At 70.5% G+C, this 12909-nt stretch carries 12 protein-coding genes; 2 read left to right on the top strand and 10 right to left on the bottom strand.

What is annotated here, in order from left to right; genetic code table 11:
* Nucleotides 1-40: 40 nt before the first annotated feature.
* The gene (locus tag ACZ45T_RS15865) at nt 41-748 is read right to left on the bottom strand and encodes a hypothetical protein (RefSeq protein ID WP_468441497.1); all 708 of its coding nucleotides are present in this window, start codon (nt 746-748) and stop codon (nt 41-43) included.
* On the bottom strand, nt 745-2049 hold the full coding sequence (locus ACZ45T_RS15860) for a phenylacetate--CoA ligase family protein (protein WP_468441495.1): 1305 nt from the start codon (nt 2047-2049) through the stop codon (nt 745-747). Before ACZ45T_RS15860 ends, ACZ45T_RS15865 begins: the two co-directional genes overlap by 4 nt.
* A 90-nt stretch (nt 2050-2139) precedes the next feature.
* Between ACZ45T_RS15860 and ACZ45T_RS15855 the strand changes: the two genes are divergently transcribed.
* Both ACZ45T_RS15855 and ACZ45T_RS15850 read left to right on the top strand, forming a co-directional pair.
* On the top strand, nt 2140-2709 hold the full coding sequence (locus tag ACZ45T_RS15855) for a nuclear transport factor 2 family protein (RefSeq protein WP_468441493.1): 570 nt from the start codon (nt 2140-2142) through the stop codon (nt 2707-2709).
* Entirely contained in the window at nt 2706-3470 is a 765-nt protein-coding gene (locus ACZ45T_RS15850) for an SDR family NAD(P)-dependent oxidoreductase (protein WP_468441491.1), read from the top strand. Before ACZ45T_RS15855 ends, ACZ45T_RS15850 begins: the two co-directional genes overlap by 4 nt.
* Nucleotides 3471-3515: 45 nt before the next feature.
* Here the strand turns inward: ACZ45T_RS15850 and ACZ45T_RS15845 are convergent, their stop codons facing one another.
* From ACZ45T_RS15845 to ACZ45T_RS15810, 8 genes are all read right to left on the bottom strand, one after another.
* Nucleotides 3516-4886: a glycoside hydrolase family 1 protein gene (locus ACZ45T_RS15845; protein ID WP_468441489.1), complete on the bottom strand. Its 1371-nt coding sequence runs from the start codon at nt 4884-4886 to the stop codon at nt 3516-3518.
* 203 nt (nt 4887-5089) lie between these two features.
* Nucleotides 5090-6685: a multicopper oxidase family protein gene (locus tag ACZ45T_RS15840; RefSeq protein ID WP_468441487.1), complete on the bottom strand. Its 1596-nt coding sequence runs from the start codon at nt 6683-6685 to the stop codon at nt 5090-5092.
* Nucleotides 6682-7170, bottom strand: a complete 489-nt coding sequence (locus ACZ45T_RS15835) for a hypothetical protein (RefSeq protein WP_468441485.1) — start codon at nt 7168-7170, stop codon at nt 6682-6684. The genes ACZ45T_RS15840 and ACZ45T_RS15835 overlap by 4 nt, the downstream gene beginning before the upstream one ends.
* 142 nt (nt 7171-7312) lie before the next feature.
* Entirely contained in the window at nt 7313-9157 is a 1845-nt protein-coding gene (gene asnB / locus ACZ45T_RS15830) for an asparagine synthase (glutamine-hydrolyzing) (RefSeq protein WP_468441483.1), read from the bottom strand.
* A gap of 118 nt (nt 9158-9275) precedes the next feature.
* Nucleotides 9276-10715: an ABC transporter ATP-binding protein gene (locus ACZ45T_RS15825; RefSeq protein ID WP_468441481.1), complete on the bottom strand. Its 1440-nt coding sequence runs from the start codon at nt 10713-10715 to the stop codon at nt 9276-9278.
* Entirely contained in the window at nt 10712-11482 is a 771-nt protein-coding gene (locus tag ACZ45T_RS15820) for an energy-coupling factor transporter transmembrane component T (protein WP_468441479.1), read from the bottom strand. The genes ACZ45T_RS15825 and ACZ45T_RS15820 overlap by 4 nt, the downstream gene beginning before the upstream one ends.
* Entirely contained in the window at nt 11479-12093 is a 615-nt protein-coding gene (locus tag ACZ45T_RS15815) for an MptD family putative ECF transporter S component (protein ID WP_468441477.1), read from the bottom strand. The genes ACZ45T_RS15820 and ACZ45T_RS15815 overlap by 4 nt, the downstream gene beginning before the upstream one ends.
* Before the next feature lie 83 nt (nt 12094-12176).
* Nucleotides 12177-12896 carry a thioesterase II family protein gene (locus tag ACZ45T_RS15810; protein WP_468441475.1) on the bottom strand — a complete coding sequence of 240 codons (720 nt, stop codon included), beginning with the start codon at nt 12894-12896 and terminating at the stop codon, nt 12177-12179.
* Nucleotides 12897-12909 lie beyond the last annotated feature (13 nt).

The raw sequence follows: 12909 nt of genomic DNA, 5'->3' as shown, positions 1-12909 counted from the left end.
CTCCGCGTCCCGGCTGTGGCCGGGACGCGGGGCCGCTTCGTCAGCTCAGCAGGACCCGCGGGTCGGTGCTCCCGCAGCCGCAGCGGCCGCCTCGCACCTCGGCGTCGATGCCCAGCCCGGTGTCGGGCAGGCCGGTGCCCCGCCCGGCGGCGCGGGAGGAGAGGTGGATGCGGCCCCGGTGCTCGGCGACCCACCAGCGCGCCGCGTCGACGTGGGCGCCCGGGGACTCCGGGCACTGCACGGCCAGCGCGGGCCCCAGCGGGGTCAGGACACCGGCGCTCACCCCTGCGGCGGCCAGCCCCGCGACGGCGGCCGGACGGGCCAGGACCACGGGCACGTCCTCGTAGATCTCGCGTGCCGAGCGGTCCTTGACCTGTTCGGCGACCGTCTCGCCGGACAGCCCGAGCACCGCGTAGAGCTCCAGTTCCTCGCGGAACACCAGCGAGCGGCGCCAGTCCCACGCCATCGCCTCGGCTATCGCGTACGTGGCTCCGAGGGCCTTCAGCGCGTTGATCACGGGCAGGAACCAGGCCCCTTCGTGGCCGGAGGCCGAGAGCAGCACCTGCTTCCCCGGGGCGATCCCCCAGGCTCCCAGGCGCTCCCGCAGCCATTGCGTGTCCCTGGCGATGTCGGACCAGGTGACCTTGAACTCGTGGGACACGCCGTCCGTGTCGAACCGCGCGACGTAGGCGACCTCGGGCCGGATCAGGGTCTTCGTGCGTGCCAGGGATTGCGCTCGTACCATCATGACCTCACCACTCGTGTCAGCTTGCCCACACCGCTGGAGCCGGCCAGCAGCGCCTGCTCGGTGTGGAGTTCGATCACCGGTGTGACGCCGGTGCGTTCGTGGATCGCCCCCCGCAGCCGCTCCTCCAGGTCGGCGGGCGGAGCGTCGGAGCCCGCGCACAGATGGCCCACCCGGACGACGAGCGATTCCAGTTCGCGCTGCGGGCGCACGATCTGGAACACGCCGCCCGCGCACTCGGGCTGGTCCTCGACGGCGAGGCCGATGTCCCGCAGGGTCACCGGCCGGCCGCCGACCAGGGTCTCGTCGCCGCACCGGCCCATCACCCACATGCGCCCGTGGGTACGCCCGCAGCCGCACGCGGCCCGGTTCAGCCGGACCAGGTCGTCGCTGCGGTAGCGGATCAGCGGCGCCGGGTTCTCGTCGAGGTCGGTCGCGACGAGCTCGCCGAGCTCCCCGTCCGCGACCTCGGCCGCCGTGTGGGGGTCGAGGCACTCGGCGAGGACCGTGTCCTCCCAGAGGTGGAAGCCGTCGTGCCGGCCGCACTCCCAGGCCATGCCGGTGTCCGCGGCGCTGGTGTACTCGTACAGCTCGACGCCCCAGTCCTCGCTCACGGTCTGGCGCAGTCTGCGGCTGATGGGCACGCCGGCGAAGGCCGCCGCCTTCAGCGAGGAGAAGGCCTCCCGCAGGTCGTACGTGCCGGCGAGCCGGGTGAGTTCGACGACCTGGGCGTAGGTGAGCTGGAGGAAGGCGGGCCGGTAGTGCAGGGCCGCCTCGACGACCTCGGCCATCCGGCCGGGTCCGGACTCCACGCCGACGACGGTGGCGCCGAGCGCGTGGAACGCGTAGTCGAGCAGGTTGCGGATGGTGCCGGGCTGGCTCAGCACCCGGTCGCCGGGGCGCAGGCCGAGCCCCCACAGGTCGCGCAGCATCGCGGCGGGCAGCGGCGGGCACAGGTCCCACTTCTCCGCGAAGAAGGTGGGCCGGCCGGTGGTGCCGGAGCTGGAGGAGATGGACGTCAGTTCCGAGACGTCCTCGCAGAGCAGCCCGCCGAAGGGGTCGCCGGTGCGGTCCCGGAACTCCCGGACCATGTCCTTGGTCATCGTGGGGACGCGTCGCCTGAAGTCCTCGAGGGAGCGCACGTCGCGCGGGTGGACCCCGTGGCGGTCCCACAACTCCCGGTAGAAGGCCGAGCGTTCATAGGCGTACGGGACCAACTCGAGGACGCGTGCCTCCTGCAGCGCCAGCAGCCTCTCCCTGGACAGGGTCTCGGCCACCGGATCGAGGAACTCTCTTTCGGGCATTGCTCTCCCTTACCTCCGACTACCCAAGCAGCTATATTAGTTAGACAATATAGCTCTTTGAACCTTAGAGTGAGAGGGTGCGGGACAGAGTTGACCAGTCCGGAGACCGAACTGCGCCTGGCCGCCGTCGAATCCCAACTAGCCATCCAGCAACTGGCGTTCCGCTACGCGATCGCCGTCGACTCACGTGACCTGGACGCCTGGGCCGACTGCTTCCGGCCCGACGTCGACATGGGCCCCGCGGGCACGGGACGCGAGACGCTGAAGCGCCACATCGAGCCCCTGCTGCGCACGTTCGGCAGGTCGGTGCACCACGTCACGGGGCACCGCATCGAGCTGCACGGGCCCCGGGAGGCGAGCGGGACGGTCTACTGCCGGGCCGAGCACGAGGTCGGCGACCGCTGGATCGTGATGGCGATCTGCTACTTCGACGATTACGTGCGGCTGGACGGCGAGTGGTTCTTCTCCCGGCGCCGCGAGCGGCACTGGTACGCCGCCGACGTCGCCGACCGGCCCCAGGCCGTCGGCTTCGCGGACTGGGCGCCGGCCGGACAGCCCACGCTGCCCCGGGCCTTCCCGACCTGGGGAGCCTTCTGGGGCGACGGGGCCGAGGGCCGCGACCCGCACACACAGAACGAGAAGGAGAACGGAACCCCATGACCTCTGCACAGCGCCTGGCCGGCCGTACCGCCCTGGTCACCGGCGGCGGACAGGGCATCGGCCGGGGCATCGCCCTGGCGCTGGCCTCCGAGGGCGCCCGGGTCGCCGTCGCCGGGCGCACGGCGAGCACCCTGGAGGGCGTGGTCCGCGAGATCGAGGAGCGGGGTGCGCCCGGCTGCGCCGTCGTCGGCGACGTCGGCCGGCCCGAGGACGTCGAACGCATCGTCGCGGAGACCGCCGAGAGCTTCGGCGGGCTGGACATCCTGGTGAACAACGCCCAGTCCCTGGTGCAGCGCCCCCTGGAGGAGACCACCGCCGAAGACGTGGAACTCGCCTACCGGAGCGGGCCCTTGGGCACCTTCCACGCGATGCGGGCGGCCCTGCCGCACCTCAAGCGGCGCGGCGGCAGCGTCATCAACCTCGCCTCGTCGGCCGCGCTCGTCGGGCAGCAGGGCTTCGCCTCCTACGCGATGGCCAAGGAGGCGATCCGCGGGCTGACCCGGGTCGCCGCCCGCGAGTGGGGCCCGTACGACATCCGGGTCAACGTCATCTGCCCGGTGTCCCTGAGCCCCGGGGCCGCCGCCTACTTCGAGGCGCACCCGGAGGCCCACGCGAAGGTGCTGTCGGAGATCCCGCTCGGCCGCCTCGGCGACGCCGAGCAGGACATCGGCCGCGCGGTCGTCTCCCTCGCGGACGACGGCATGCGCTATCTCACCGGCGCGACCCTCGTCCTGGAGGGCGGCCGTACGATCATCGGCTGACCCGCGCCCGCGGCCCGCACAGGCGGCGCAGGCGCGGGACCGCACCTAGCAGGGGGAGCCGACCGGCTCCTCGTGCGCGGGGGCGGCGAAGCGCGGCACCCACTGCTGCGGGATCCGGGGCTTGACGAATCCGCCGGGTCCGTTGCCCACCGCGCCCGAGTAGAGGCGGGCGTAGCGCTGCTTCCAGTACGCGTTGTCGAAGACGGACCAGTATTCGTAGCCGCGGACCCGCACACCGCTCTCCATGACCCGCTGGAGCCAGAACAGCTTGGCCTCCAGCAGGGCATGGCGGCGGGCGGGGTCGGGCCGCCCGTCGGCGTCGACGATCTCGTGGTCCTGGAGCCCGTGGTCGGTCACGTGGAGCGGCGGCAGCCGGTCGCCGTAGACGTCGTCGAGGCTCGCGATTCCGTCCGCGAGCGACTCGGGGAATATCGACCACCCGTAGGAGGTGGTCTCGACGTCCGAGAACGGCACCAGCGCGAAGTCGAGTTGCGACAGAATCCCGTTGAGCTCCATCAGCTCGCGGAAGGAATTCAGCCGGTCCTGCAGGGCGGGGAGATTCTCGGGCGCGGTGACGCAGTGCGGAGCGTGCCAGGAGACGCCCAGGAAATCCTGCGGGGTCGAGATGACTTCCAGATCCCCCGGGCGTACGACGCCCGAATCACCGACGGGCGATTGCCCGTCCTCACCGACCAGGTGCCGGCCGAGGAGCAGCGGGTCGAGGAACAGCCGGTTTCCCCAGAACTCCGTGCGCTCGGCCGCCAGCCGGTCCCAGGGGTCGTCCGTGGCGGGGTAGGCGGCGATGAGCGAGGTGGTGAGTCCGGCCGGCGCCGTGGCGCCGGACGCGCGCAGCGCCCTGAGCGCCAGGCCGTGTCCCAGCAGCGCGTGGTGGACGGCGACCAGCCCTTCCGAGCCGATCCCCCGGTCCCCGCCGAACATGCCGGCCACGCGGTCGGCGAGCGTCGGAGCGGCGATGTCGCTGACGGTGACCCAGCGGGTCACCCGGTCTCCGAAACGGCGCCCCATTTCGGCCGCGTACTCGGCGAACCGCTCCGCCGTGTCCCTGACCAGCCAGCCGCCGGGCTCGTCGACCCAGCGGGGCAGGTCCATGTGGACCAGGTTGAGGCACGGCGCCAGACCCTGCTCGAGGAAGAGGTCCAGGGTCCGGTCGCACCGGCTCAGCGCGTCGCGGTCCCACTCCCGCGCGTTCTCCGGCTGCACGGCGGACCAGCCCAGGGAGAGACGCCGGGCCGTCGGAGTGACCCCGACCACCTGGCTCACGTCCTGGGCCCACCGTTGGAAGCGCGGCGACCCCGCGACGGCGAGGTCGGGGCGCTCCACGCCGGAGGCGCGGTACTGCGCGGCCACGCCCCATTCGAGTTCTGTAAGCCGACTTCGGTCACCCGCGACCGTCATGAGACCACCCCCGTGGACACCGCCGTTGATCACCCGTACTGAGCGAAGATCATCGTCGGCAAGCGGAATGGCGTCAAGTTTTGAGGTGCTTCTGAGCCTTCGGCGACCGAATTGTTGAACGGCGGACAATTCTTGGCCGAAAAGCCCGCCGTCAACGGCGTAATTGCCCTCGCCGCATTACGAGGAGTGATCCGCTACGGCGATCAGACCACCTCGAAGTTGGCCATCATCGCCATGTCCTCGTGTTCGAGGTTGTGGCAGTGGAGCATGTAGCGGCCCTTGTACCCGTCGAAGCGGACCAGGACCTCGACCACCTCGTACGGACGCACGTCGACGGTGTCCTTCCAGCCCGCGTCGGTGGCGGCCGGGGGTTTGCCGCCGCGGGAGATCACCTGGAAGTGGGCCAGGTGTACGTGGACGGGGTGGTGGAAGTCGCTGCTGAAGCGCCAGCGTTCGACCGTGCCCAGGCGCGGGGTCGCGAGGGCTTCGGAGGTGTTGAACGGACGGCCGTTGATCGTCCACATGGCTCCGTCGCCGCTGTTCGTGCGCCGGAAGTCGAATTGCCGAACGGCCGCGGACGCACCGCGGTCCAACGGCGCCGCCGTCTTGGACAGCTGGTCCGGTACCCGGCTGGGGTCGTTCTCCTGACGGGTCACACGGAAGCGCATCACCTGGCGCATGCCGCCGTCGGCAAGGGTGTTGACCAAAGTGACGTCGGTCCCCACCGGGCAGTCGGCGAAGTCCACCACGACGTCGAAGCGTTCGGCGGGGGCGATCGGCAGCGCATCGAGGCGCTGCGGCGCCGACAGCAGGCCCGCGTCACTGCCGATCTGCACGAAGGGCAGCCGGCCTCCCTCGCCCTTGTCCAGCCGCAACCGGTAGCGGCGGGCGTTGGAGGCGTTGAGCAGCCGGAGCCGGTACCGGGTGTTCGAGACTTCGAGCAGGGGCCACGGGGCTCCGTTGACCAGCTGGACATCGCCCAGCACGCCGTCCATGTACGCCTCGTCCACGCCGGGTTCACCGATGCAGGAGGGGGTCACGGCCGGGTAGCGGAAGGATCCGTCCTCTTCGAAGGCGCGGTCGCAGAGCATCAGGGGGACGTCGTGGTCGCCGCCCGGCAGCGGGAGGGCCTCCTCCTCCTCGTCGCGGACGAGGAACATGCCGGCCAGGCCGCGCCAGACCTGCGGAGCGCTGAAGTCCATGCGGTGGTCGTGGTACCAGAGCGTCGCGGCACGCTGCTCCAGCGGGTACTCGTAGGACTTGAGGCCCTCCATGACCTTCCAGTCGGACGGTTCCACGTGCATCCCGTGCTCGCCCTGGTGCGACTTGTAGCTGCCGCTGCGCATGGCGGCGCCGCACTGGGTGGGCAACAGGAGGTCGGTGGGATAGCCGTCGGAGGCGGGCGGGGTAACTCCGCCGTGCAGGTGCATGGAGGTGGGCACGGTGAGCTTGTTCTCGACCTCGACGACCATCTTGCGGCCGGAGCGTCCGACGAAGGTGGGGCCGGGGAAGATCCCGTCGTAGCCCCACACCGTCGTCTTGGTCCCGGGCAGGATCTCGACGGCGGCTTCCTTCTGCGTCAGCTGGTAGAAGTCCGTCCCGTCGGCGCTGCGGACCGCACGCGCCTGGGGCGGGATCGGCAGCGGCACGGCGAAGGGCTTGGGCAGGGGCAGGGCGCTGGTCAGCAGCGCGCCGGTGCTCTCCCCCGCCAGGTGGGCGTAGGTCGCGGAGCCGATCGGGACGGCGAGGCCCACCCCGGCCCCCGCCGCGAGCCCCAGGAAGCGTCGACGGGACGTCACCGCTGTCCCCCGTCCGCCTGCGCCGGCAGGGTCGGCCGGGCCGGGCGGAAGGTGAAGGCCCAGTACGTCAGGGCGGCGGCGGCGCCGAAGATCGCCATCCCCAGGGGGATGTGTCCGCCGAGCATCCGGGCCTCGCCCAGGCCCTGCTGGGCGATGAGCAGGACGATCAGGCCCACGGTGAGCAGGAAGGGCCAGACCGGTGCGAGCTTCGAGCGCCACAACACGGCCGCGGCGACGGCCTGTACGGCGACCAGTGCGCTGAGCAGGTCGGCGTTGTGCTTGTGCCAGACGAGGAGGTCGACGTCCCCGGTGACGAACAGGCCGGCCAGAGCCGCCTGGAAGAGCGTGTCGAGAAGGAACAGGACCGCGCCGGTCCTGAGCAGTACGAGGGCCCAGCGGCGGGGTTTCGGGGCCGGCTTGGTGGCATCCGGCGATTCCTCCACGGCCGGAACTGACGTCACGGTGACGTCCGCTTCGCGGTCCATCTGCAATCTCCCAATCATCGTGTGAACGTTGCCGGTCCCGGGGTGGGGAGAGCGGGAGAAACCAGCGGGGCGGGGGAACACGGTCTTGGGGCCCGTCGGGGGAGGACGGGCCCCAAGGCCGTGGGTCGTCAGCGGTGCGTGATCAGTCCAGGTGCAGTTCGGGCGAATGCAGCTCCATCCAGGTGTGCAGGTCGAGCACGCGCTCCAGGCCGGCCCGTACGCCCGTGGTCATGCCCGCCGGATCCTGTGCGCCGACCTGCTGCGCCCAGGTCCGGTCGACCAGCGCGAACACCGGCGAGTCCGGGGCCGCGACGAGCTCCTTCACCTGCTGCTGCAGGTTCGCCGCGTACTGGGGGTCCTGCGGCGACGGGTAGGGGCTCTTGACCCGTTCCACGACCGACCGCGGCAGCACGTGTGCCGTGGCGTGGCGCAGCAGGCTCTTCTCCCGGCCGTCGAAGGACTTCAGCGCCCACGGCGTGTTGTAGACGTACTCGACGAGCCGGTGGTCGCAGAAGGGCACCCGCACCTCCAGCCCGACCGCCATCGACAGCCGGTCCTTGCGGTCCAGCATGTTGCGCACGAAACGCGTCAGGTGCAGGTGGGAGATGGAGCGCATGCGCCGGTCCAGCTCGGATTCCCCGTCGAGGTGGTCGACGTCGGCGAGCGCCGTCGCGTACTGGTCGGCGGTGTAGGTCTTCACGTCGAGCCGCTCGCGGAGCCCGGGCTCGATGTGGTCGGTCCGCGCCTCCAGGCTCAGCGGCGGAATGACCGCCATCCACGGGAAGGTCTGGACGCGGGTCAGCGGCTCGTGGTGGAACCAGGGGTATCCGCCGAACACCTCGTCGGCCGACTCGCCCGACAGTGCCACCGTGGACCGTTCCCGGATCGCCTTGAACAGCAGGTACAGCGAGCTGTCGAGGTCACCGAACCCGTTCGGGATGTCCCGGGCGGCGACGGTCGCGCGCCGCACCGCGGGATCCGAGAGGTCGGCCGGGTTCAGCATCACGTCGTGGTGCGCGGACCGCACGTGCGCCGCCACATCCCGTACGAACGGCGAGTCGGGGGTGTCGCGCATCTCGTCGGGGACGAAGTTCTCCTCCTGGCCGGCGAAGTCCACCGAGAAGGTGCGCACCTGCTCGTCCCGCAGGGCCAAATGCTGCGCCGCCAGACCGGTGATGGCGCTGGAATCCAGCCCGCCCGAGAGCAGTACGCACTGCGGCACGTCCGAGATCAGCTGCCGGCCGACGGTCCCGGTGAGCATCTCCCGCACCCGGGCCACGGTCTCGTCACGGCTGTCGGTGTGCGGGGTCGCTTCCAGGCGCCAGTAGGTGCGCTCCCGCAGCCCGTTGCGGTCCACGCTGATCAGCGTGCCGGGCAGCACCTCGTGCATGCCCTTCCACAGCGCCCAGCCCGGGGTCTTGGTCTGCGCGAACAGCTCGCGCAGACCATCGGTGTCGACGGCCTTGCGCGCGAGCGGGTTCGCCAGGATCGCCTTCGGCTCGGAGCCGAACAGCACACCGTCCGGCGTCGGGTAGTAGAAGAGCGGCTTGATGCCCATCCGGTCGCGCACGAGGAGCAGCTTCTGCTCGCGCTCGTCCCAGATCGCGAACGCGTACATGCCCTCGAGGTGGTCGACGAGGCTCTCGCCCCACTCCAGGTAGCTGCGGAGCACAACCTCCGTGTCGCTGTCCGTCCGGAAGGTGTGCCCCTTCGAGATGAGGCGCTCGCGCAGCTCTTGGAAGTTGTAGGCCTCGCCGGAGTACACCATGGCTATCTCGCCGGCCGGCGTGCTCACGCTCATCGGCTGCACTCCGCCGGGCAGATCGATGATGGCGAGACGCCGGTGCCCCAGCCCGACATGGGTGCGCGTGTACGTGCCGCAGCCGTCCGGCCCGCGACACGCCATCGTCTCGGTCATCGCGTCGAGTACCTCACCCCGGCGCGTCAGATCGGCGTCGAACGAAACCCATCCCGCAATCCCGCACATCTAAGAAATCCCCCGGCTTATTCGCAATGAAAAGGCGCCAATACCATCAAATAAAAGTTATAGCCTGCATCAATATCGGCAGGGTACCGAGCGGAGGCTTCACGTCACAATGTTCATTTCACCCCTGCCCATGTGAATTTTTCACAGTGCGCAGGCGTAGCTCCTGGTCAGCGGCGAGGGCGAGCAGGTCGCTGTCATGGCTGATGAGGAGGACCACCGCACCGCCCGCGGCGACGTCGCGCATGGTGCGCGTCATCGATTGCAGGTGGCGGCGGTCGACACCGGAACTGGGCTCGTCGAAGATGACGACGCGGCGGCCGCTCAGGCGGGCCGTGGCGACGACCAGGCGTTGCTGCTGGCCGCCGGACAGGGACAGGGGGTGCCGGTCGCCGAAGGCATCCAGGTCGAGATCGGCGAGCACGGTGGCGGCGTGTTCCGCCTGTTCCGGGATGGCGCCGAGGCGCAGTTCGGCGCTGGCGCTGTCGGTGAAGAGCTGCCGCTGGACGTCCTGCATGACGATCGCGGACTCGCGCTGGCGCTGCGAGCGGGACAGCGGGCTGCCGTCGAGGAGCACCTGGCCGGCGTGACGCTGCAGCCCGGCGAGGATGCGGGCGAGGGTGGTCTTGCCCGCGCCGTTGGGGCCGGTGACGGCGGTGATGGCGCCGGCGGGCAGATGTGCTTCCGCGATGTCGATGACGGGGCGTCCGCGGAATGCGCAGCGAATTCCTCGCAGGAGGACACCGGACCCGTCGGCTTCCGGCGGCCGGATTTCTTCCGGCCCGATGCTGGGTCCGTGGCCGAAAGCCGGTGCCACACCGGTTCTTTCCGGCGCGTCGAGGCTGCGCAATCCCTCCGCGCGCAACATCTCGTCGGTCAGCCCCGCGAATTCGGCCCTGACCCATTCCCTCCTGACACGGCCGTCGTGGAGCACCACGATGCGGTCGGCGAGTTCGCGCAGGTAGTGCAGGCGGTGTTCGGCGATGACGAGGGTCGCGCCCTGGTCCCGCAGGTGACGCAGTGTCGCGGTGAGATCCGCGATGCCCTCGGGGGACAGGTTGGAGGTGGGCTCGTCCAGCAGCAGCACCGGCGGCCCGTGCGTGATGGCCGCCGCGCACGCCACCCGTTGCTGCTGGCCGCCCGACAGCCTCTGCAGCCGGCCGGTGAGATCGGCCAGCCCCAGGTCGGCGATGACCTCGCCGACCCGGTCGCGGATGCGCTGCGGCGGCGTACCGGCGTTCTCCAGCGCGAAAGCCAATTCGGTGTCGATGGCGTCGGTGAAGAACTGGCGGCGCGGATGCTGGAGCACCGTCCCCGTCACCCGCCCGATCTGCGCGAGATCGGTGATCGGTTCCCCGTCGACGCGGACCTCCCCGTCGAGGGTCCCGTCATGGAAGTGCGGGATGAGGCCGTTCATCACCCGCAGCGCCGAACTCTTGCCCGAGCCGCTCGGCCCGCACAGCACCACGGTCTCGCCGCGCCGGATGTGCAGGTCCAGCCCGTCGAGTACGGGGTTGTCAGTGCCCTGGTACACCCACCGGATGTCCTTCAGCTGGATCATCGCCCCGACCTCCACAGCAGCGTCGCCGCCGCCAGAATCGCCACCACGACCACGGCCACGGCGTCGGCGGGGCCGAACCGCGGCGGATGCATCGATGTCGGCTTCGGCTGCGAGCCCAGCCCGCGGAGCAGCGCCGACGCCGAGAGGTCCTCGGCCGCGCGCAGGCTCGACGCCATGAGCGGGACGGTGAAGTATTCGATCGCGCGCAGGGGATGGCGCAGCATCGCCCCCCAGCCGCCGAGCCCGCGCAGCCGCATGGCATCGCGCACCGCCTGTGCCTCGGCGATGATGGTCGGCGCGAACCGCAGCATCACCGCGCCCGACACGGTGAACGCGGACGGTACCCGCGCCGACCGCAGCGCGGCGGCGAACCGGGTCGGCGAGATGGTCTGGATCAGGTGCGCGGCAATGCTTCCCACGGCCACCAGCCGCAGCGTGAACTCGCCCATCACCCCGACCAGGCCGAGCACCGGCCACGGGGCGGCCAGCGGCAGCAGATAGGCCACCGCGGCGGCCGCCACCGCGGCCACCGGCAATCCGACCGCGCGCCGCCAGGCTCGCTCGGAAAGCGCCAGCAGCACACCGGCGGTCAGCGCCGCCGGTACGAACCACAGCCCGCCCGGCGCCATGATGGTGATGCTCGCGCCCAGCAGGATCGCCACGGCGGTGCGCGGGTCGAGTACCGATCGTGCGACGGTCCCCTGCGGTGCGGCCGGGTCGGCCTCCACCGCTGCGGCCGAGCCGAGCTGCCGACTCGCGCCGGTCACACCAATCCGGCCTTCCGGAAGTGCTTGTCCAGCAACCGGAGTCCCAGCGCACCGCCGATCAGCCCGAACACCAGCGTGGACACGTCGAACGCGATCAGCACGGCCGGGGACAGCAGCTTGTCCAGCTTGTCGACGTACTCGGCGCCCATCGAGTCCATGTACGGGCTGGACAGGAATTCCTCGCGGGCGTAGAGCATCGGCATGAACAGCCCGGCGAACCAGGTGCTGAACACCGCATAGGCGAAGACGCTCAACTGCCGTGACCGGTACCGGCCCAGCCACAGCAGCACCTCGGCGATCAGCGCCGCCACCACCCCGATGACGAAACCGATGGGCGGGCTACCGATGAGCAGCATGAAACCGCTCACGATGACGGCGAACACCGTGACCATGCCGGCATGCCGCACCCGGGTGAGGAACAGCATGAACGGCACGCCCGCCGCGACGATGCTGAGCGCACTCGTCACCAGCGTCATCACCGGGGTGATGAATTCGAGCAGGTTGAAAACCCCGACCGTCACGATGTAGAGCGCACCGAAGATTCCGATGTTGATGAGGTCCCTCGGGCTCATCCGGATGTCGATGCGGTGATCGATGGCTTCGACAGTCACGGCGTCACTGTCCTTCTCTCGGCTGCAAGGAATGTCTTCACGCCGCCGGGGTCGGTGGCGCGTGTTGTCCGGTCGTCAAGCGGTCACGGAGCGGACGGCCACGGGATCGCCGACGCGTCGGACGCCGTGCGTGCCTGGGCCGTGAGGAGTTCCACGACCGAGTCGCGGTGCTCCTCCAGGTAGAAGTGCCCGCCGTCGAAGGTGCGTATCTCGCACGAGCCGCCGGTGACCTCGCGCCACCCGTCGGCCTCCCACGCCTGGATCTCAGGATCCCGATCGCCGTACAGCACCGTGACCGGAACCTTCAACCGGTCGCCGGGCAGGGGCCGGTAGGTCTCGCTCAACCGGTAGTCGCCCCTGATGATGGGCAGGAACGCCTGGACGAGCGAAGCGTTGTCGAGGATGTCGCGGTGCGTCGCCTCGGTACGGCGCAACTCCTCGATCAGCTCCTCGTCGCTGCCGAGGTGCACCTGGCCCGGCCGGGTCAGCATCGGGGCGGGATGTCCCGACACGACCAGTCCCATGGGCGGTTCACCCGCCGCCGCAAGTTGGCGGGTGAACTCGTAGGCGACGATCGCCCCCATGCTGTGCCCGAACACGATGGTCGGAAGCGGCGGCCCGTCGCCCGGCACCTCGGCGGCGAGTGCGGCGGCGATGCCCTGGATGTCCGCCGGCACCGGTTCGGAATACCGATCCTCGCGCCCCGGGTACTGAACGGCGAGGAACTCGATGTCCCAGGGTGCCGCCGCGGCCCACGACCGGTAATAACTCGCGCTGCCGCCACCGTGCGGAAACAGCAGCACTCGGGCTCGGGCA

The sequence above is a fragment of the Streptomyces sp. NPDC030995 genome (genome assembly GCF_055571215.1).
This window is presented reverse-complemented; position numbering and strand designations above follow the sequence as displayed.

What these genes read in the sequence shown, in the direction of transcription:
- ACZ45T_RS15860 (WP_468441495.1), bottom strand. Translation starts at nt 2,049, where the DNA reads ATGCCCGAAAGAGAGTTCCTCGATCCGGTGGCCGAGACCCTGTCCAGG.
- ACZ45T_RS15835 (WP_468441485.1), bottom strand. Translation starts at nt 7,170, where the DNA reads ATGGACCGCGAAGCGGACGTCACCGTGACGTCAGTTCCGGCCGTGGAG.
- asnB (WP_468441483.1), bottom strand. Translation starts at nt 9,157, where the DNA reads ATGTGCGGGATTGCGGGATGGGTTTCGTTCGACGCCGATCTGACGCGC.
- ACZ45T_RS15865 (WP_468441497.1), bottom strand. Translation starts at nt 748, where the DNA reads ATGATGGTACGAGCGCAATCCCTGGCACGCACGAAGACCCTGATCCGG.
- ACZ45T_RS15825 (WP_468441481.1), bottom strand. Translation starts at nt 10,715, where the DNA reads ATGATCCAGCTGAAGGACATCCGGTGGGTGTACCAGGGCACTGACAAC.
- ACZ45T_RS15845 (WP_468441489.1), bottom strand. Translation starts at nt 4,886, where the DNA reads ATGACGGTCGCGGGTGACCGAAGTCGGCTTACAGAACTCGAATGGGGC.
- ACZ45T_RS15850 (WP_468441491.1), top strand. Translation starts at nt 2,706, where the DNA reads ATGACCTCTGCACAGCGCCTGGCCGGCCGTACCGCCCTGGTCACCGGC.